The organism is Devosia beringensis, assembly GCF_014926585.1.
GTDB lineage: Bacteria > Pseudomonadota > Alphaproteobacteria > Rhizobiales > Devosiaceae > Devosia > Devosia beringensis.
The window spans coordinates 1,578,016-1,596,527 of record NZ_CP045422.1 but is presented as its reverse complement, the minus strand read 5'-3'; the positions used below and the strand labels follow the sequence as shown (position 1 = coordinate 1,596,527).

Below are 18,512 nucleotides of genomic sequence, written 5' to 3'. Positions count from 1 at the left end.
CCAGCTTTGGGCGCACACAGACCGCCGCTTAGAACAAAAGGCAAATTCCCATGACTACTCATGTTTCCGACGCCAATTTTGGCGAGGAAGTCCTCAACTCCAAAGAGCCCGTCCTCGTGGATTTCTGGGCGGAGTGGTGCGGGCCCTGCCGCGCGATTGCGCCCGTTCTCGACGAGCTTTCCACGGAACTGGCCGGCCGGGTCAAGATCGTCAAGCTCAACGTCGATGACAATCCGGGTACCGCCAGCAAATATGGTGTCCGCTCCATCCCGACCATGATCCTCTTCAAGGGCGGCGAAGCCGCCGACATGAAGATCGGTGCCGGCACGCCCAAGGCAGGCCTCACCAAATGGCTCGAAGGCCACGCTGCCGCCTGACCATCGGCGCCGCGAGAATTCTGACGCCGCTGGAGCAATCCGGCGGCGTTTTGCTTTGCGCCGCGCCGGTGGAAAGACTTTCTAACCGCGGGCCGCAACCAGATGCTGTATGCCTTGTCGGCGCCAGCCCCCAGGTCTAGCCTCCCTGCTTAATCTTGGGAGCAGCCATATGGCCCTGGACGTTGATGATGCCAGTTTCGCCCGCGAAGTTCTCGCCGCCGACCAACCCGTCCTCGTCGATTTCTGGGCCGAATGGTGCGCGCCATGCCTGGCCATGGCGCCGACGCTGGATGAACTCGCCGTCACGCTGGCCGGCACCGTCAAGATCGTCAAGCTCGACGTCGCCGGCAATCCCGCCATTACCAGCCAGTACAATGTGCGCAACATGCCCACGCTGATCGTCTTCAAGCAGGGCCAGCCGGTGGACATGAAGGTGGGCGCCGGCCAGTCGCGCGTGCAGCTGATCAAGTGGCTGGAGTCGCACGCCGCTTGAGTTTGCACATGCGGGCACTTCTGCTAGGTCTGGCGCTAACAAAAAGACTCTAGGGAGCAAGCCCCATGGCGCCACTCGATCTCGCTGCCGCCCCATTCCATCTCGACGATGACGCCATGGCCTGGGTGCATGCCACGCGGGACGCCCTGACGCCGCGCGACAAGCTGGCCCAGCTCTTCGTCCTGATCGCCCGCGGTACCCCGGCCGAAACCGCCGAGCAGGTGCGCAGCTTCAAGCCCGGCGGCATTACCCGCATGTATTCGGCCGATCTTGACGTCGAGATTGCCCTGTCGCGCGAACTGGTGGCGCTCAGCCCGCTGCCCCTGCTGGTCAGTGCCGATCTCGAAGGCAGCCGCATGAGCCTGCCGCTGGGCACCAGCGTGCCCAATCCCCTGGGACTGGCTGCCGTCGATGATCTCGATGCCACCACGGCCATCTCGACCCTGATGGCGCGCGAAGCCGCTGCCGTGGGTCTCAACTGGAGCTTTACTCCCGTCATCGATCTCAACATCGCCTGGCGCAGCGCCATTGTCGGCACCCGCTCTTTTGGCAGCGATATCGACAAGGTCGAGCGCCATGCCATGGCCCAGATCGCCGCCTTCCAGGCCAATGGCATTGCCGCCACCGTCAAGCACTGGCCGGGCGAAGGCTATGACGATCGCGACCAGCACCTGGTCACCACCGTCAATCCCCTGTCGATGAGCGACTGGGAGGCCAGTTTCGGCCGGCTCTACCGTAAGGCCATCGCCGCCGGCGTCATGAGCGTGATGTCAGCCCATATCGCGCTGCCCGCCTATGCACTGGCACTCGATCCCGATGCCGGCGCTGAAGCCTATCGCCCGGCCTCGCTCAGCCGCATTCTCAACGAGGACCTGCTGCGCCGCGAACTGGGCTTTAATGGCCTCATCGTCTCGGACGCCACCGGCATGGCCGGCCTCGGCGATTGGGGCCCGCGCGACCAGACCCTGCCCGAGGTGATCATCGCCGGCTGCGACGTCATCCTCTTCTCCAACGATCCCAATGCCGATCTGATGCGCCTGGTCAAAGCCGTTGCCGATGGCCGCCTCAGCCAGGAGCGGGTCGACGAGGCCGTCACCCGCGTCCTCGCCCTCAAGGCAGCCCAGGGCCTGCACCAGGCCCGTCCGGCGCCCGATCTGGAGACGGCTCGCCAGATCGTCGCCAGTGCTGAACACCAGATCACCGCCACGTCGGTCACCGCCCGCGTTCCCACCCTGGTCAAGGACGTCAACCACCTGCTGCCGCTCTCGCCGGGCAAGCATCACCGCGTGCTGGTCTATTCGGGCGGCGTCATCCTGCCCTTCATGCCGGCGCCGCTGCCGCTCAGCGTGCCGATGCGGCTTGAGGAAGAGGGCTTTGCCGTCACGGTCTTTGAGCCCGGCATGACCGTCAGCCCCAAGGACTTCGACCTGGTGCTGTATCTGTTTGCCGAAGAGACCACTCTGGGCCGCAGCCGCATCTTCATCGACTGGGTCAAGCTCACCGGTTCCACCCTGGGCGGCATGACCCGCTACTGGCACGATGTGCCCACGCTGATGATCTCCTTCGGCTATCCCTATTATCTCTACGACGCGCCGCGAGTGCCCGCTTATATCAACGCCTATGGCTCGAGCGAGGCGCTGCAGGCAGCGGTGGTCGAGGCCATCCTGGGCCGCGCCCCCCTTACCGGCACCAGCCCGGTCGACCCCTTCATCGGCAGCGACCAGGGCAAATACTGAAAGCGCTGCCTCACTCCGGCGGCGTGCCATTCTTGGCCAGCACATCGCCGGCCAGGTAGAGCGAGCCGCAGATCAGCACCCGTGCTCCGCTGACCTGGGCCGCGGCCTGCAGCGCCGACACGATCGAGCGCTTCGGGCTGGCGGCAAAGCCGGCTGCGCGCGCCTGCCGGGCAATGGTGTCGGCCTTGTGCGCATTGGGCTCGCCCGGTACGCCCAGCGTGAAGATGGCCTGTACCTGTCCGGCAAAGGGGGCGAGGAAATCGGCCGGGTTGCGGGTATTCATCATCCCCATGATCAGCACGAGCGGCGCCGGCCGCGCCCGGTTCATTTCGGCCATGGCCTTGGCCAAAGCCGTGGCGCCATGCACATTGTGCCCGCCATCCAGCCACAGCTCGGCGCCGGGGCCCAGCAGGTCGCGCAGCTTGCCCTGCAGCGGCATCATCCGCGCCGGCCACACCACGCTGCGCAGCCCGCGGGCCATCGCCGCTTCGTCCACCGGCAGGCCGAAATGCCGCGTCGCCGCAATGGCCAGCGCCGCATTGTCGAACTGGTGCGCCCCGATCAGCGCCGGCGGCGGCAGGTCGAGCAGCCCGTCCTCGTCCTGGTAGACCAGCCGTCCATCCTGCGCCGAGCCATGGAAGTCCTGGCCTTGCCAGATCGGCCGCACGCCCAGCCGGTGCGCGGCGCGCTCGATCACCGCGCGGCCCTCTTCCTGCTGCAGCCCGATCACCGCCTTGCTGCCGCGCTTGAGAATGCCCGCCTTGTTCACCGCGATCTCGGCAATGGTATTGCCCAGATAGCTCTGGTGGTCGAGATCGACCGGGGTGATGATCACCCCCAGCGGGTGATCGACGATATTGGTGGTGTCATAGGTGCCGCCCATGCCCGTTTCGAGCAGCAGGTAGTCGGCCGGCGTCTCGGCATAGAGCACCATGGCGGCCACCGTCGTCACCTCGAAAAAGGTGATCGGCCGGCCCGCGTTGACCGCTTCGACGCGCTCCAGCACGGCATTGAGCCGCCGCGTGTCGACCAGCTTGCCACCCAGCCGGATCCGCTCGTTGAAGCGCACAAGATGGGGGGAATTATAGACGTGGACGCTCTTGCCCGCCGCCTCGAGAAAGGCCCGCAGATAGGCGATCGTCGAGCCCTTGGCATTGGTGCCCGCCACATGGATCACCGGTGGCAACCGGTCCTGCGGCCGCCCCAGCGTTTCCAGCAGCGGCAGCATGCGGTCAAGGCTGAGATCGATCAGCTTGGGGTGCAGCGCCGCAAGGCGCTTGAGAATGGCATCGGTGCGCGACATGCTGACTCCCGGCGGAGACGAAGGAACTCTCGTTTACGCCAGAGTCTGGCTTGATCTCAAGCGTTTGCCAGCATTCGGCAACAACAGATGGCCTGGATCGCTCCGGGCCATCGCGCCATCATGTCAGCCTTGCGCTAGAACTCGTTCCAGTCCTGGGCGACGGCGGCATTGCCCTGGCTGAGATATTGTCCCCCGGCCTTCGCCGGCTTGGCCGCTGGCCTGGTCGCGGGCCTGGCCGCCGGCCGGTTGGCGACCGCGGCCCGCGCCATGCTCGCACTGCTTGGCGAGCCATTGGTGGCGAATACCGCCACGATCTCGTCGAGTTCCCCGGCCTGGCTTTCGGTCTGCTCGATGGCCGCGTTGATCTCCTCGACCAGCGCCGCATTGTGCTGGGTCATCTCGTCCATCTGCCGTACGCCGACATTGACCTCCTCGATGGCCGAAGCCTGCTCGCGGCTGTCGCGGGCAATGCCTTCCATGACCTGACTGGTCTCGCGCACCCCGATCAGGATCGCCTCGAGCTTGCCGGCCGCTTCCGCCACCAGCTTGGTGCCGCCGGCCACTTCGCTCGCGCTCTGCTCGATCAGCACCTTGACGTCGGCCGAGGCCGAGGCCGCCGATTGGGCCAGCCGCCGCACTTCCACGGCCACCACGGCAAAGCCCTTGCCGGCATCACCCGCCCGCGCCGCTTCGACCGAGGCGTTCAGCGCCAGGAGGTTTGTCTGGAAGGCGATGTCGTCGATCAGCCCAATAATGTTGGAAATCTTGGCGCTGGAGCTGGTGATCTTTTCCATGGCCCCGGTCGCCTGGCCCATCACCAGGCCGCCCTCTTCGGCCGTCAGCGACACCGATTGCGACTTGGCGCTGGCCTGGCCGGACTTGTTGGCATTGGCCAGCACGGTGGCGGCCAGCTGTTCCATGGTCGCCGAGGTCTCTTCGATCGTCGCCGCCTGCTTGGTGGTGCGTTCGCTGAGGTCATTGGCACCGGCCAGGATCTCGCTGGTGGCCGTGCGCAGCGACTGCGAGGTGTTCTGCAGCCGGTTGACCACGTCGGTCAGCCGGTCGGCCACGGCATTGGTATCGCCCTGCAGCTGGGCAAAGGCGCCCTGGTAATTGCCTTCCATACGCTCGGTCAGGTCGGTATTGGCCAGCGCCTTGAGCACCCGTCCGGTTTCGCTCAACCCGCCCTCGACCGTCTTGACCAGGCTGTTGACGCTGCCGGCCAGGCTGTTGAGTTCCTGATCGGGGAATTCGGCATTGACCCGCTTGGAGAAGTCGCCGGCGATCGCCGAATCCACCACTTCGCCGAATGCACCCTGCAGCTGGCTCATCATCAGGCGACGCTGCGCCTCATCGGCCACGATGCGGGCGGCCTCGGCCTCAGTCATCTGGCTGACCTTGAGGCCCTGTTCGCGGAACACTTCCACCGCCCGCGCCATGTTGCCGATTTCGTCGCCGCGATCCTTGCCATCCACACCGACCGTGAAGTCACCTTCCATCAGCGACTGCATCGTGCGTGTAAGCGCCGAGATCGGTCTGGTGATCGAGCGGCCGATCACGGTCGCGAGCAACAGGACCACCAAGGAGATGCCGCCGGTGATGCCGAGTTGGACCAGCAGTGTCTGGAAATTTGCCGCCCGCAGATCATCGACATAGACGCCGGTGCCGACCACCCAGCCCCATGGCTCGAAATAGGCAACATAGCTCAGCTTGTCCACCGGGGCGGTTTCCTGGCCGCGCGGCCACTGGTAGCCGACAAATCCGCTGCCCTGCGTCTTGGCGATCGTGACCATCTCCTGAAAGATCTTCTTGCCGGTCGGGTCTTCCATATTCGTCTGGTCGGTACCCTCAAGCTCCGGCTTCATCGGATGCATCAGCATCACTGCGGTGTCGCTGGTCACGAACATGTATTCGGTGCCACGGTAGCGGATGTCGCGCAGCGCCTGCATGGCACTGGCCTGGGCGACCTCGACGGTCATCTCGCCGCTCTGGCTGCGATCATAGGCGCCCTGGATGATCGCCGAAGCTGTGTCGGTGATGGCCATCAGCTCGCCCTGCCGCAGTTCCTGCCGCGTCGAGCCGAGCGAGGTGATGCTCATATAGGCCATCAGGCCCAGCGTCACGAGTGAGAGTGCCACGAGAAGATAGATACGAACCGCAATGGATAATTTAGACATCCGCGCACATTTCCGGGTTGTGCGTCCAGGAGGCATGACGTCTTGGACGCGATTGACGCTTGCGGGCGGCTTTTATAATTGTACTAACGAATATTCGTACCATATGGCACGAAACTTGAAATTAACCAAAAATAACAGTACAAATAAATATATACGTAGTATATCATGCGACAAAACGCGCGGGCCGAATATATTCGCGCACAAAAAGTAGATTTCGCAAGGATATCGGGAACGTATTTGCGACAGTAAAGCCAGCTTGGGGTCGCGCCGGGTAGGGATCAGCCAAGAAAAAAGCGCCCCATGGGGGGCGCTTTCAATTTTCAGCGGGTGGTCGGGCAGGGCCTTGATGGCGCTAGAACGCGACATGGCTGATCGCCGCCGACCCGCCGACCAGGGCGATCAGCACGATTGCTGAGAACTCTTGTGTGGGTAGTTCGAGCATCATGGCGCCCGTGCGGGCGCCGTCAGCCCGGCGCGACAACCAACAGATAGAGCATCGAAACGTCGACACCAACCGTGATCACGCCAATCAGCGCGCCGCTGACCGGATGGGTGACCGGCACCGACACCTGGCTTTGGAGCGCCTGACTGCGCACGTTCCGTCCGATCTTGCCGACATGGACAGCGTCCGCGGTAGCGCCAAAAGTGGCGGTGAAATTGTCTTCATCGCCGTGCCAGTAGTCCGAGGTCAGGATGGTCTGGGCGACGTTGAGGCCTTTGGCATCCATCACGAGGATTTCGGTGTATCGGCCCAGCGACGCTTTCTGCACGTCCACCAGAAAGGTCGAAGCGCCGTTGCCCGTCGTCGCCTCGATCAGCGGCCTCTTGCTCGACCCCACCTCGGCACGCCACTGCCTGTCCAGGGCGTCGATCTTGTCCTGATCATAGCCGTTCGTGATCACGTTCTGCGCCATGATGGCCGCGATCACCACAGGTTCATCGGCAAAGGCGGTGATGTCGCCCTTGCCAAGCGCCGTCAGCGGCGCGGTGGCGTCATCCTGCGCCTGCGGCGCCACGCTCATGGCCAGCACGGCCGCAAGACAAAGAGCTGCCACCTTGGGACGCAGCGCTGAATAGAACGACATAAAGGGTCTCCACGATGGGCGCACTGCAAACCCTTCCTGGGTGCTGCAAAGGCCGGTTAAAATCAGTTGTGGTTGCGTTCGCAACGTCACGCTCGAATCCGGTATCAAGGACGAAATAAGCTTCCGCCGACATAGTAATTGCGGAGGAACTTATAATTTGTTGTTAAAATATAAATGTACTATAACCTACAGATGGGGCGGATTTAACAGTCCTCCGGAACAAATGAAGCACACTTCGCAAAATAGCGCAGTTCAGCCATAATACAGATCCGAAGTTATAGTTATTTCTGGCGATCAATATTGGCTGCTCACCTGCAGAGAAGGCGCCCGCTCCGGCTCGCGGCGGGAGCATGGGCAAAACAAAAGAGCGCCCCATAAGGGCGCTCTTGATCGCGGTCGAAAGCGGACAGGATGCCGCGGCTGCTAGAACTCGTTCCAGTCCTGGGCGACGGCAGCATTGCCCTTGCTGATATAGGCCTTGGCAGCGTGCCGGACCTTGTCCTGCAGCCCCTTGATGCCACTGCGGCCTGCTGGTGCCGCCGCAGTGGGCTCGGTCCTGGCGGATCGCGCCGTGTCGTCGAGCACGAAGATGTCCACGATCCGATCCAGTTCGCTCGCCTGCCCCTCGGTCTGCTCGATGGCCGCATTGGTCTCTTCCACCAGCGCCGCATTGTGCTGGGTCATCTCGTCCATCTGCCGCACCGCGACATTGACCTCGTCGATGGAGGTGGCCTGTTCCTTGCTGTCGCGGGCAATGCCCTCCATGACGGCACTGTTCTCGCGGATGCCCTCGAGGATGGCGCCCAGCTTGCTGGCCGCTTCCGCCACCAGCTTGGTGCCGCCGGCCACTTCGCTCGCGCTTTGCTCGATCAGCACCTTGACGTCGGCCGAGGCACTGGCCGCCGACTGCGCCAGGCGACGAACCTCGACGGCCACCACGGCAAAGCCCTTGCCGGCATCGCCGGCGCGCGCGGCTTCCACCGAGGCGTTGAGCGCCAAGAGGTTGGTCTGGAAGGCAATGTCGTCGATCAGCCCGATAATATTGGAAATCTTGGCACTCGAACTGGTGATGCGCTCCATCGCTCCGGTAGCCTGGCCCATTACCACGCCACCCTCTTCGGCGGTGCGCGATACGTCTTGTGACTTGAGGCTCGCCGCCTGCGCCTTGTTGGCATTGGCCAGCACGGTATTGGCCAGCTGCTCGACGGTGGCCGAAGTCTCTTCGATGGTCGCGGCCTGCTTGGTGGTGCGTTCGGAAAGGTCATTGGCGCCGGCCAGGATTTCGCTTGTGGCCGAACGCACGCCGCGTGAGGTCTTGCGCAGCTGCCCGACAATATCGGTCAGCTTGTCGGCCACCGCATTGGTATCGTCGCGCAGCTTGCCGAAGGCGCCCTTGTAGTCGCCCTTGACCCGATGGGTCAGGTCGGTCTCGGCCAGGGCCGCCAGTACCTGGCCGGTTTCGCTGAGCCCGCCATCGACCGTTTCGACCAGCATATTGACCGAACCGGCCAGCGCATTGAGCTCGGCATCGGGGAATTCGGCGTCGACGCGCCGCGAAAAGTCCCCCGCAATGGCGGCATCCACCACATTGCCAAAGGCCTGCTGCAGTTCCTGCATCATCTGCGCGCGTTCGGCCTGGCTGGCCACGATCCTTGTGGCTTCCGCCTCGGTCATCTGCGCCACCTTGAGCCCATTGGCCCGGAATACTTCCACCGCTCGCGCCATGGCGCCCAACTCGTCGCGGCGCTGCGCCCCGCGCACATCTACGTCGAGGTCACCCTCGGCCAGCGCTTCCATCGTCTCGGTCAGCCGGCTGATCGGCTTGGTGATGCTGCGCGAGAACAGCAGGCCAAGTGCCGCCACCACGGCCAGCAGGGCCGCGCCGATCATCAGCATCATGTTGCGCATATTGGTGACCGGGGCGAGCACTTCGTCGGCCGCCATCACCGCCACGGCAGCCCAGGGCTCGCCGCGCGTGGTAATCGGTGCTGCGGCCACGATCATGTTGGTAGCGCGATAGCTGTCGGTCTCGCCCGTGCTGAGCGTGCCGCCCAGTGCCTGGTTCAGCACCGGCGCGGCAAATGTCGTGCTCAGCGCGTCATTGTCGGCGGTAAAGCTGGAATCGCTGCGCAGCAGGCTGTCGCCGCCCACCACCAGCACTTCGCCGGTCTCGCCCAGGCCCCTGCGGTCGCCGATCACGTCATCGAGCCGTTCCGAGGGCAGCTGGATGGCCAGTACGCCCACCTTGCGGCCCTGCGCATTGAACACCGGCTTGGCAAAAAAGCTCGCCGGCAGGTCGCCCGCCGCGGCATAGTGGGCAAAATCGGCAAAGACGATATCGTCGGGATTTTCGATGGCCACGGCCTGGGCGAAGACCTGGCCCAGGCTGCTGCCGGCCAGCGGGCCGTCTTCGGCAAAGCGGGTGCCGAAATCCACGCCCTTGTTGACCGAATAGACCATGAAGCCCTTGAGATCGAACAGATAGAGGTCGCGATAGCCGCGCCGCCCGATCTGGTTGCGATAGCCGACGTGAAAGCGCGTATGGGTGACGTCATAGGCACCCGTCGTGCCCAGCGTCTCCAGCGCCGCCAGATTGTCGGTATTGGGATTGCTGTCGACATAGAGCGCGCGCACTTCGGCGCTCGGATCGACCTTGAACTGCAGCCAGGCGCCGCCGAAGTCGCGCAGCGCCTGCACCGTGGCTTCCGAGCGCGAGGTCGCGACTAGATCGTCCTCCACCGCAGTCAGATAGCTCGAAACCGCCGCCGCGCGTTCGCTGGCCAGGGTTTCCAGGGTCAGCTCGGCGCTATTGCGTAAAGCATTGCTGCCAATCAAATAACTGGCTGTTCCTACGCCCAGACTGACCAGCAAAGCCGAGCCCAGCAGGGCCAGAGGCAACTTGCGTGCAATCGGTAGAGACAGTTTGAGCATGAAACACCTTTGAACTGCGCAATAGAATGGCCGGCGACGTCATGTCGTCGACCCTGCAGCAAGGCGTTACTCTAGGGCGATTGCCCTTAAATCTATGTAAATGAGCCGTTTCGTACAGGGGCTTTATTCAGCATGTGCTGCCTGTGGCGGGGCATCGAGGTCGGCATCGTCGCCCTCGGCAGCCATGGCGGCGTCGCGCATGCTGCTGCGTCCGGCACTTGGTGCCTCGGCGCCGGCCAGCGCGCCCGGCGCGTCGCCCTTGGTCAGGATTGCCGCCAGCGAACCGATGGTCGAGCGCAGGTCATGCCGGTGCACGACCATGTCGATCATGCCATGCTCATAGAGATATTCCGAGCGCTGGAAGCCCTTGGGCAGCTTCTCGCGGATGGTCTGCTCGATGACGCGCGCGCCGGCAAAGCCGATGCGGGCGCCCGGCTCGGCAATATGTACATCGCCCAGCATGGCATAGGAGGCGGTAACGCCGCCCGTGGTCGGGTCGGTGAACACCACGAAGAACGGCAGCCCCGCCTCGCGCAGCCGCAGCACCGCCACGGTGGTGCGCGGCATCTGCATCAGGCTGAGCACGCCCTCCTGCATGCGCGCGCCGCCCGAGGCGACGAACAGCACAAAGGGAGTCTTGTGGTTGGCCGCGGTTTCGAGCCCGGTAATGATGCCCTGGCCGGCCGCCATGCCCAGCGAGCCGCCCATGAAATCGAAGTCCTGCACGGCCACGGTAATGTCGCGCTCATAGAGCTTGCCCGTCGCCACCAGCACGGCATCGTCATAGCCCGTCTTGGCGCGGCTTTCCTTGAGCCGGTCGGTATAGCGCTTCTGGTCGCGGAACTTCAGCGGATCGAGCGGCACGCCGGGCACCGCCACCAGCTTGTAGGCGCCGTCGTCGAAAAAGGTCTTGAGCCGGTCGGCCGGCTTGATCTTCATGTGATAGCCCGAATTGGGCACCACCCACTGGTTCGCCTCGAGGTCGCGGTAGAACACCATCTCGCCGGACTCGGGATCCTTGACCCAGAGGTTTTCCGCGATCTGCGACTTGTCGCCCAGGATCGAGCGGATTTTCGGGCGGACGAAGTTGTCGATCCAGTTCATGGCAGGCCTCGCGGGGTGACGTCACCGTCACCAGAGCTTGAAATTATGGCATTTCTATCAGCGGCAGTGCGCCAGGGCAAAGCCCCGCTTGGCGCGCCTGTGGATAGTTATTGCCGGGCGCGCTTGACCCCGGCCGCCAGGCTGGCCACCAGGTCACGCACCGCGTCCACCGTCGTCGGGCCGGCCTTGCCGTCGACCAGCGATTGCGCCACGGCATCCACCAGCACCGAGCCCACCACGATGCCATCGGCATGCTTGCCGATATCGGCGGCGTCCTCGGCCGTCTTGATGCCAAAGCCGACGGCGACGGGCAGGTCGGTATGGCTCTTGATGCGGTCCACCGCCTCGCCCACCGCCCCGCGCGACTTGATCGCCGCCCCGGTCACCCCGGTCATCGATACATAATAGACAAAGCCCGAACTGTTCTTGAGCACGGTGGGCAGCCGCTTGTCATCGGTGGTCGGCGTGGTGAGGCGGATAAAGTTCAGCCCCGCCGCCATGGCCGGCAGGCAGAGTTCGTCATCTTCCTCGGGCGGCAGGTCGACAATGATCAGCCCGTCGACGCCGGCAGCCTTGGCAGTCGTCACGAAGGCGTCGACGCCAAAGATATAGATTGGATTGTAATAGCCCATCAGCACGATGGGCGTCGTCTCGTCCTTGCGGCGGAAAGTCTCCACCATGTCCAGCACGCCGCGCAGCGTCATGCCGCCGGCCAGCGCCCGCTGACCGCTGAGCTGAATGGCGACGCCATCGGCCATCGGGTCGGAAAACGGCATGCCGAATTCGATGATGTCGGCGCCCGCCTGCGGCAGGGCTTCCATGATCGCCTGGCTGGTCGCCAGGTCAGGATCGCCGGCCATCACATAGGTGACCAGTGCCGGCCGGCCTGCTGCCTTGAGGGCGGCAAATGTTCTGTCGATACGGGTGGTCATGGTCTACAGCAGCCCCAGATATTTGCCGACGCTCTCGACGTCCTTGTCGCCGCGGCCACTCAGGCACAGCACGATCGACTGCTCTTTGCCCATGGTCGGCGCGACCTTCATCAGCTGCGCCAGCCCATGCGCGCTTTCCAGCGCCGGAATGATACCCTCGAGCCGTGTGCACAGCTGGAAGGCTTCAAGCGCCTCGGTATCGGTGATCGGCGCATAGGTCACGCGCTGGCTGTCATGCAGGAACGAATGCTCCGGCCCGACGCCGGGATAGTCCAGCCCCGCTGAAATCGAATGACCTTCGAGGATCTGTCCGTCGGCATCCTGCAGCAGATAGGTGCGGTTGCCATGCAGCACGCCGGGACGGCCGCCGGTCATGCTGGCGGCGTGGCCGTTCTCGACATCCACACCATGCCCGCCCGCTTCGGCGCCATAGAGCTTGACCTCGCTGTCATCGAGAAAGGCGTGAAAGGCGCCGATGGCATTGCTGCCGCCGCCGACACAGGCCACCACGGCGTCGGGCAGCTTGCCCTCGGCCTCGGCGAACTGGCTCTTGATCTCGCTGCCGATCACGCTCTGGAAGTCGCGCACCATTTCCGGATAGGGGTGCGGGCCCGCCGCCGTGCCGATCAGGTAATAGGTGCTCTCCACATTGGTCACCCAGTCGCGCAGCGCCTCGTTCATGGCGTCCTTGAGCGTGCCGGCGCCGGCCGTGACCGGCCGCACCTCGGCGCCCAGCATCTTCATGCGCAGCACATTGGGCATCTGCCGCTCGACATCGGTGGCGCCCATGAAAATCGTGCAGGGCAGGTCGAACTTGGCGCAGACCGTGGCGGTGGCCACGCCATGCTGGCCCGCGCCGGTCTCGGCGATCACCCGCGTCTTGCCCATGCGCTTGGCCAGCAGGATCTGGCCGAGGCAATTGTTGATCTTGTGGCTGCCGGTATGGTTGAGCTCTTCGCGCTTGAACCACACCTTGGCGCCGCCCAGATGCTGGGTCAGCCGCTCGGCATAATAGAGCGGGCTCGGCCGGCCGGCATAATGCACCGACAGGTCATCGAGCTCGGCCTTGAAGGCCGGGTCGATCTGCGCTGCCCGGTAATGCGCCTCGAGATCGAGGATCAGCGGCATCAGCGTTTCGGCGACGAACCGTCCGCCAAACATGCCGAAGCGGCCATTGTCATCGGGACCATTGCGCAGGGAATTCAGGCCATTGGTGTCCACGTCTGCCTCAAAAAGCTTCGGCGCGCAGCGCCAAGGATGGGAAAGCCACGCGAGCCGGTCCGGGGAAACACCCCACCCGGCCCCTGCGGGGCCACCTCCCCGGAAGCGGGGAGGGCACAGAAATTCTTATACGGCGGCGCGGGCGTTTCGGATGAATGCCTCGATCAGCCTTTTGTCCTTGACCCCCGGCGCGCTCTCCACCCCCGAAGATACATCCACCCCGAAGGGGCGCACGGTCTTGATGGCGTCGGCGACGGTCTCGGGCGCCAGGCCACCCGAAAGCATGAAGGGGATCGATGGGTCAAGCGCCTTGAGCAGGGCCCAGTCAAAGCTGTCGCCCAATCCGCCCGGCCGATCGGCGCCCTTGGGCGGCTTGGCGTCGAGCAGGACTCGGTCGGCCACGTCGAGAAAACCGGCAATCTGGGCCACGTCCTCGGCCGTGCCGATCGGTAGCGCCTTGATGATTTCCACCCCGGCCTCGGCGCGGATCGCCGCGACCCGGTGCGGCGTCTCCGGCCCGTGCAGCTGGATCCAGTCGGGGCCCAGCGCCGCCACTTCGGCGACACAGCTATTGTCCGGATTGACCAGCAGCACGCAGGTTTCGATGCGCCCGCGCGCCTGCGAGATCAGCGTGGCGATATCCTCCACCGACACATGGCGGGGCGAGCGCACGAAGTGAACAAAGCCCACCATGTCGGCGCCGGCGGCAATGGTGGCTTCCAGCAGCTCTGGCGTCTTGATGCCGCAAATCTTGATAATCAGGGGGTCGGCCATAGGGTGCTCAGCGCAGCTCCAAAACATCGTCGACGTCGGCGGCGCTGCTGGCGGGCCCGCGCTGGCTCTTGCGCAGCCGTTCCAGCTCGCCAGTCAGGGTCTGGGCCTCGCGGCGCCAGTGCCGTTCGCGCCGCCGGTGCTCGGCCTGGGCGAACCAGGTGGCGATGCCGCCGGCCAGTACGCCCACCAGCAGCACCACATAGAGCACCACGAACATGGGCACGCCGTAGCCGGGCGCGGCCGTGCCATCACCGGGGGCGAAGGGGTTGATATTGACGATCACGAAATGCCGGTTTGCCAGCGCGAACACCACCAGCCCCAGGCACAGCGGCACCAGCACGACCCAACCGACGATTTTATTGACCATTGCCTTGATGCCTATGGAGCCCTGGCCCCGTTACGAGCGGTTGAGCCGCTCGCGAATTTCCTTGCCCGCCTTGAACTGCGGCACATATTTTTCGCCGACATCCACCTGTTCGCCCGTGCGCGGATTGCGCCCGATGCGCGCCGGCCGGTTCTTCACCGAAAAGGCGCCAAAGCCGCGCAGTTCAACCCGGTCGCCCCGCGCCATCGCGTCGCCGATCTCGTCAAGGATCGCATTGACGATATTCTCGATATCGCGCTGGAAAAGATGAGGATTTTCCGCCGCAAGCTTCTCGACGAGTTCGGACTTGATCATCCCAGGCTCCAAATGGCGGGCATTGCCCCCGTAAATTTCAAGAGGCGCTGCCAACCTGCCAAAGCGAAACCAGCCCGTCAAGCGGGATGGGGCTCTCGGGCAGGCCAAGCATGGCACGCGCCTGCCCGCCCAGCAGCGTGCCAAGCAGGTCAAAGCCCTGTTGGGGCTGCGGCCAGGCCGTTCTGACCTCGATAGTGTCGGCCAGGCCATGTTCGGTCTTGAGCCAGTCCAGCGCCTCCAGCTCGCCGCCAATGGCGTCGATCAGCCCGCTGTCCACCCCGACCCGGCCGGTGACGATGCGCCCGTCGGCCAGCGCCAGCGTCTGGCCTCGGCTCAGTCCGCGTCGTTCGGCGACAATATCGACAAACCACTGGTAGCTGTCATCGACCAGCGCGGCGATCGAGGCGCGCGGCGCCCCGGTCATCGGCTCGTCGAAATCGGGCTCGGCCTTGAGCGGGCCGGAGGCGACCTTGTCGAGGTCCACCCCGATCGTGTCGAGCAGCTTGCCCGCATTGATATGCTGGTACAGCACGCCGATCGAGCCCACGATCGACAGCCGCCGGGCAAAGATCCGGTCGCTGGCAATGGCGGTCATATAGGCCGCCGAGGCGCCCAGCTCGCCGATCACCGCCACGACCGGCTTGGCCGCCCGCAACTGGCCCAGCGCTTCATAGAGTTCCTCGCCGCCCGCCGTCGTGCCGCCCGGCGAATTGATCGCCACAATCACCGCCGCCACGCTCTCGTCCTCGACCAGCGCGGCTATGGCCGCCAGCCGGCCCGGATCGGTGGCAATGGCCCCGTCCACCACCAGCCGCGCCACATGCGCGCCCGTGGCGCCATCGGGCAGGGCAAAGCGCCCTACGCCCACGACAACGGCAACGGCCAGCGCCACGAAGGCCAGCACGCGCCAGCGCCCGCGCGAGGTGCGGAAGCGTTCGGCGGCGATCAGGGCATGGGGATCTTGTGGGCTTTGGTCGGTCATGGGGCCTCGCTCTGGGTGCAGCAGGTAGCGCTCCGCGGGGCGCCTTGGCAAGCGCTCTCAGCCGGCCTTTTTGGCCGCCTTCTTTTCCTGCGCCAGCACGTAGGCGCGCAGCGCCTTGTTGATGTCGGTCTGGTAGCCCTTGCCGTCCTTGGCGTGGCGCTTGAACCAGTCGAGGATATCCATGTCGAGCCGCAAGGTGGTCTGCTGCTTGTGCATGCGGCGATAGCTCAGCCCCTGCACGGCATTCTCGAAGAAGGCGTCGGTCAGTTCGGGAATGTCGGAAAGATCGATCTCGCTGTCCGGGCGCTTTGACAGCGCCTCGAGTTCAGCGATTTGTTCTGCTGTCAGAGGCTTGCGCTCGTCCCACTCTAATTCCACCCGCCGCCCCCGCGCTGATGTGCCCAAATGTAACTACAGTTTTGTAGCTACACAAGCGCCTTGACCATCAGCCGCGCCGCCACTTCATAGCCGGCAAGCTTGTCCACCAGCTCGGGCGCCAGCGTGCTGGGGCGTTGCGCGCGAAAGCCGTGCTTGTGCCAGAAGCCCAGCGAGCCGTTGACGGCCACCAGGCTCATGCTGGCAAAGCCCGCTGCCCGCGCATGGCGCTGGATCTCGCCCACGATCATCGCCGCCGCCCCGGTGCCGCGCGCCTTGTTGAGCAGCGCCAGGTCATGGATGTAGAACGTGTCGGCATGCTCGAGCAGGGCGCCCAGCAGGCCATTGAGCGCCGGCAGCGTGCCATGGCGCCACGGATGGCTCAGCACATAGCCGGCCGCCACCCCATCCAGCTCGAATAGTCGCGCGCCATCGGGATAGAGCGCCAGCCGTTCGGCAAACACGGCGGCGTCCTCGGGAAAATCGGGATGCACGATGGCGGCAATCGCTTCGACCACGGGCAGGTCCGGTGCGGTCAGCGGCCGCCAGTGCATCAGGTGTGTCATCTTGTCTTTAGAAAGCAAAAGGCCCGCGCTGTGAAGCGCGGGCCCGGGGTTTTGCCTGCAACAAGAGAGTGCAGGCGCTACCACTATTCCTTTTCGCGATCCTTGAGCGCAGCGCCCAGGATGTCGCCCAAAGATGCGCCCGAAGCGGACGAACCGTAATTGGCGACAGCTTCTTTTTCTTCGGCGATTTCGAGCGCCTTGATCGAGAGCTGGATGCGGCCGGTCTTGCGATCGTACTGGGTGACGCGGGCGTCGACCTTTTCGCCCTTGGAGAAACGCTCCGGACGCTGGTCGTTGCGATCGCGGCTCAGATCCGCACGGCGGATGAACGCGGTCACGTCGGTGTCAGCGATGCGCACTTCGATGCCGCCTTCGTTGACCTCGGTCACGGTGCCGGTAACGATGGCATTCTTGCGGATACCACCGGGCTCGGCGGTGTCAGCGGTTGCAGCCGAAGCTTCGCCAGCCGACAGCTGCTTGATGCCCAGCGAAATGCGTTCCTTTTCGACGTCAACATCGAGGACCTTGGCCGAAACCATGTCACCGCGGTTGTAGTCTTCCAGAGCGATTTCGCCCGACTTCTGCCAATCGAGATCGGACAGGTGGACCATGCCGTCGACATCGCCGTCGAGGCCAATGAACAGGCCGAATTCGGTCTTGTTCTTGACTTCGCCTTCGATGACAGCGCCAACGGGGAACTTCTCGGCGAAGCTTTCCCATGGATTGGCCAGGGTCTGCTTGAGACCGAGCGAGATGCGACGCTTGTCGGGATCGACCTCGAGCACGACGACTTCGACTTCCTGGGAGGTCGAGACGATCTTGCCGGGGTGGACGTTCTTCTTGGTCCAGCTCATCTCGGACACGTGGATCAGGCCTTCAATGCCTGGCTCCAGCTCAACAAAAGCACCGTAGTCGGTGATATTGGTGACGCGGCCGGTGAACTTGGCTTCGATCGGATACTTGGCCTCGATGCCTTCCCATGGATCGGACTGGAGCTGCTTCATGCCCAGGCTGATACGGTGGCTCTCGTGGTTGATGCGCACGATCTGGACCTTGATGGTCTCGCCGATCGTCAGCACTTCCGACGGATGGTTCACGCGACGCCATGCGATGTCGGTGACATGGAGCAGGCCGTCAATGCCGCCGAGATCAACGAACGCACCGTAATCGGTGATGTTCTTGACCACGCCGTCGACAACCTGGCCCTCTTCGAGCTGCTGCACGATTTCCGAACGCTGTTCGGCGCGCGACTCTTCCAGGATTGCCCGGCGAGAGACCACGATATTGCCGCGACGCTTGTCCATCTTGAGGATCTGGAAGGGCTGCGGCACGTTCATCAGCGGCGCGATATCGCGGATCGGGCGGATATCGACCTGCGAACGCGGCAGGAACGCAACGGCGCCTTCGAGGTCGACGGTGAAACCGCCCTTGACCTGGTTGAAGATGGTGCCTTCAACGCGCTCATTGTTGTTGTACATGACTTCGAGCTTGACCCAGCTCTCTTCACGACGGGCCTTCTCGCGGCTGAGCACAGCCTCGCCGGCGGCATTCTCGACGCGGTCAACATAGACCTCGACGATCGAGCCCACCTTGATCAGGCCGTCACGGCCGGCAGCGCCGAATTCCTTTAGCGGAATGCGACCTTCGGTCTTGAGACCGACATCGATGATCGCCAGGTCTTTTTCGATCGCGACCACGGTGCCCTTGACGACGGCGCCTTCAAGCGGCTCGTTATCGACGAACGAATCCATCAACAGCGATTCAAAATCTTCTTTCG

General features: G+C 64.1%; 17 protein-coding genes. 3 read left to right on the top strand and 14 right to left on the bottom strand.

Annotation, left to right across the window (positions count from 1 at the left end):
- The first annotated feature begins 50 nt into the window (after positions 1–50).
- The 3 genes from trxA (GDR53_RS07775) (at position 51) to GDR53_RS07765 (ending at position 2,606) form a co-directional block, all read left to right on the top strand.
- Complete coding sequence (gene trxA, locus GDR53_RS07775) at positions 51–377, top strand: thioredoxin (RefSeq protein ID WP_193337488.1); 327 nt, start codon at positions 51–53, stop codon at positions 375–377.
- Between the two features lie 169 nt (positions 378–546).
- Positions 547–870, top strand: coding sequence for a thioredoxin (gene trxA / locus GDR53_RS07770; RefSeq protein WP_193337487.1), 324 nt, complete (start codon positions 547–549; stop codon positions 868–870).
- A 65-nt stretch (positions 871–935) separates the two neighbouring features.
- Positions 936–2,606 (top strand): glycoside hydrolase family 3 protein, encoded by a 1,671-nt coding sequence (locus GDR53_RS07765; protein ID WP_193337486.1) that lies wholly within the window; start codon positions 936–938, stop codon positions 2,604–2,606.
- A 10-nt stretch (positions 2,607–2,616) separates the two neighbouring features.
- On the opposite strand, the gene GDR53_RS07760 is transcribed toward GDR53_RS07765, so the two are convergent.
- The 14 genes from GDR53_RS07760 to rpsA all read right to left on the bottom strand — a co-directional run bounded on the left by GDR53_RS07760 (position 2,617) and on the right by rpsA (position 18,486).
- Positions 2,617–3,909 (bottom strand): bifunctional folylpolyglutamate synthase/dihydrofolate synthase, encoded by a 1,293-nt coding sequence (locus GDR53_RS07760; protein ID WP_193337485.1) that lies wholly within the window; start codon positions 3,907–3,909, stop codon positions 2,617–2,619.
- Positions 3,910–4,043: 134 nt separating this feature from the next.
- On the bottom strand, positions 4,044–6,086 hold the full coding sequence (locus tag GDR53_RS07755) for a methyl-accepting chemotaxis protein (RefSeq protein ID WP_193337484.1): 2,043 nt from the start codon (positions 6,084–6,086) through the stop codon (positions 4,044–4,046).
- A gap of 464 nt (positions 6,087–6,550) precedes the next feature.
- The gene (locus GDR53_RS07750; RefSeq protein WP_193337483.1) at positions 6,551–7,171 is read right to left on the bottom strand and encodes a hypothetical protein; all 621 of its coding nucleotides are present in this window, start codon (positions 7,169–7,171) and stop codon (positions 6,551–6,553) included.
- A 423-nt stretch (positions 7,172–7,594) separates the two neighbouring features.
- Positions 7,595–10,102 (bottom strand): methyl-accepting chemotaxis protein, encoded by a 2,508-nt coding sequence (locus tag GDR53_RS19750; RefSeq protein ID WP_232846756.1) that lies wholly within the window; start codon positions 10,100–10,102, stop codon positions 7,595–7,597.
- Positions 10,103–10,225: 123 nt separating this feature from the next.
- Complete coding sequence (accD, locus tag GDR53_RS07740; protein WP_193337482.1) at positions 10,226–11,206, bottom strand: acetyl-CoA carboxylase, carboxyltransferase subunit beta; 981 nt, start codon at positions 11,204–11,206, stop codon at positions 10,226–10,228.
- 107 nt (positions 11,207–11,313) lie between these two features.
- Positions 11,314–12,138 (bottom strand): tryptophan synthase subunit alpha, encoded by an 825-nt coding sequence (gene trpA / locus GDR53_RS07735; protein WP_193337481.1) that lies wholly within the window; start codon positions 12,136–12,138, stop codon positions 11,314–11,316.
- 3 nt (positions 12,139–12,141) lie between these two features.
- The gene (gene trpB / locus GDR53_RS07730; RefSeq protein WP_193338012.1) at positions 12,142–13,299 is read right to left on the bottom strand and encodes a tryptophan synthase subunit beta; all 1,158 of its coding nucleotides are present in this window, start codon (positions 13,297–13,299) and stop codon (positions 12,142–12,144) included.
- A 186-nt stretch (positions 13,300–13,485) separates the two neighbouring features.
- Complete coding sequence (locus GDR53_RS07725; protein ID WP_193337480.1) at positions 13,486–14,133, bottom strand: phosphoribosylanthranilate isomerase; 648 nt, start codon at positions 14,131–14,133, stop codon at positions 13,486–13,488.
- A gap of 7 nt (positions 14,134–14,140) precedes the next feature.
- Positions 14,141–14,500 carry a lipopolysaccharide assembly protein LapA domain-containing protein gene (locus GDR53_RS07720; protein ID WP_193337479.1) on the bottom strand — a complete coding sequence of 120 codons (360 nt, stop codon included), beginning with the start codon at positions 14,498–14,500 and terminating at the stop codon, positions 14,141–14,143.
- A gap of 30 nt (positions 14,501–14,530) precedes the next feature.
- Positions 14,531–14,812: an integration host factor subunit beta gene (locus tag GDR53_RS07715; RefSeq protein WP_146291309.1), complete on the bottom strand. Its 282-nt coding sequence runs from the start codon at positions 14,810–14,812 to the stop codon at positions 14,531–14,533.
- A 37-nt stretch (positions 14,813–14,849) separates the two neighbouring features.
- Positions 14,850–15,794 (bottom strand): signal peptide peptidase SppA, encoded by a 945-nt coding sequence (gene sppA, locus GDR53_RS07710; protein ID WP_193337478.1) that lies wholly within the window; start codon positions 15,792–15,794, stop codon positions 14,850–14,852.
- Positions 15,795–15,851: 57 nt separating this feature from the next.
- Positions 15,852–16,172, bottom strand: coding sequence for a BrnA antitoxin family protein (locus GDR53_RS07705; RefSeq protein WP_193337477.1), 321 nt, complete (start codon positions 16,170–16,172; stop codon positions 15,852–15,854).
- A gap of 47 nt (positions 16,173–16,219) precedes the next feature.
- Positions 16,220–16,735 (bottom strand): GNAT family N-acetyltransferase, encoded by a 516-nt coding sequence (locus GDR53_RS07700; RefSeq protein WP_193337476.1) that lies wholly within the window; start codon positions 16,733–16,735, stop codon positions 16,220–16,222.
- Between the two features lie 83 nt (positions 16,736–16,818).
- Positions 16,819–18,486 carry a 30S ribosomal protein S1 gene (gene rpsA / locus GDR53_RS07695; RefSeq protein ID WP_408639800.1) on the bottom strand — a complete coding sequence of 556 codons (1,668 nt, stop codon included), beginning with the start codon at positions 18,484–18,486 and terminating at the stop codon, positions 16,819–16,821.
- Between the last annotated feature and the right edge of the window lie 26 nt (positions 18,487–18,512).

Excerpts from the sequence above, each read along its gene's own strand:
- trxA (WP_193337488.1), top strand. The coding sequence starts at position 51 with ATGACTACTCATGTTTCCGACGCCAATTTTGGCGAGGAAGTCCTCAAC.
- trxA (WP_193337487.1), top strand. The coding sequence starts at position 547 with ATGGCCCTGGACGTTGATGATGCCAGTTTCGCCCGCGAAGTTCTCGCC.
- GDR53_RS07765 (WP_193337486.1), top strand. The coding sequence starts at position 936 with ATGGCGCCACTCGATCTCGCTGCCGCCCCATTCCATCTCGACGATGAC.
- GDR53_RS07760 (WP_193337485.1), bottom strand. The coding sequence starts at position 3,909 with ATGTCGCGCACCGATGCCATTCTCAAGCGCCTTGCGGCGCTGCACCCC.
- GDR53_RS07755 (WP_193337484.1), bottom strand. The coding sequence starts at position 6,086 with ATGTCTAAATTATCCATTGCGGTTCGTATCTATCTTCTCGTGGCACTC.
- GDR53_RS07750 (WP_193337483.1), bottom strand. The coding sequence starts at position 7,171 with ATGTCGTTCTATTCAGCGCTGCGTCCCAAGGTGGCAGCTCTTTGTCTT.
- GDR53_RS19750 (WP_232846756.1), bottom strand. The coding sequence starts at position 10,102 with ATGCTCAAACTGTCTCTACCGATTGCACGCAAGTTGCCTCTGGCCCTG.
- accD (WP_193337482.1), bottom strand. The coding sequence starts at position 11,206 with ATGAACTGGATCGACAACTTCGTCCGCCCGAAAATCCGCTCGATCCTG.
- trpA (WP_193337481.1), bottom strand. The coding sequence starts at position 12,138 with ATGACCACCCGTATCGACAGAACATTTGCCGCCCTCAAGGCAGCAGGC.
- trpB (WP_193338012.1), bottom strand. The coding sequence starts at position 13,299 with ATGTTTGGCGGACGGTTCGTCGCCGAAACGCTGATGCCGCTGATCCTC.
- GDR53_RS07725 (WP_193337480.1), bottom strand. The coding sequence starts at position 14,133 with ATGGCCGACCCCCTGATTATCAAGATTTGCGGCATCAAGACGCCAGAG.
- GDR53_RS07720 (WP_193337479.1), bottom strand. The coding sequence starts at position 14,500 with ATGGTCAATAAAATCGTCGGTTGGGTCGTGCTGGTGCCGCTGTGCCTG.
- GDR53_RS07715 (WP_146291309.1), bottom strand. The coding sequence starts at position 14,812 with ATGATCAAGTCCGAACTCGTCGAGAAGCTTGCGGCGGAAAATCCTCAT.
- sppA (WP_193337478.1), bottom strand. The coding sequence starts at position 15,794 with ATGACCGACCAAAGCCCACAAGATCCCCATGCCCTGATCGCCGCCGAA.
- GDR53_RS07700 (WP_193337476.1), bottom strand. The coding sequence starts at position 16,735 with ATGACACACCTGATGCACTGGCGGCCGCTGACCGCACCGGACCTGCCC.
- rpsA (WP_408639800.1), bottom strand. The coding sequence starts at position 18,486 with ATGGATTCGTTCGTCGATAACGAGCCGCTTGAAGGCGCCGTCGTCAAG.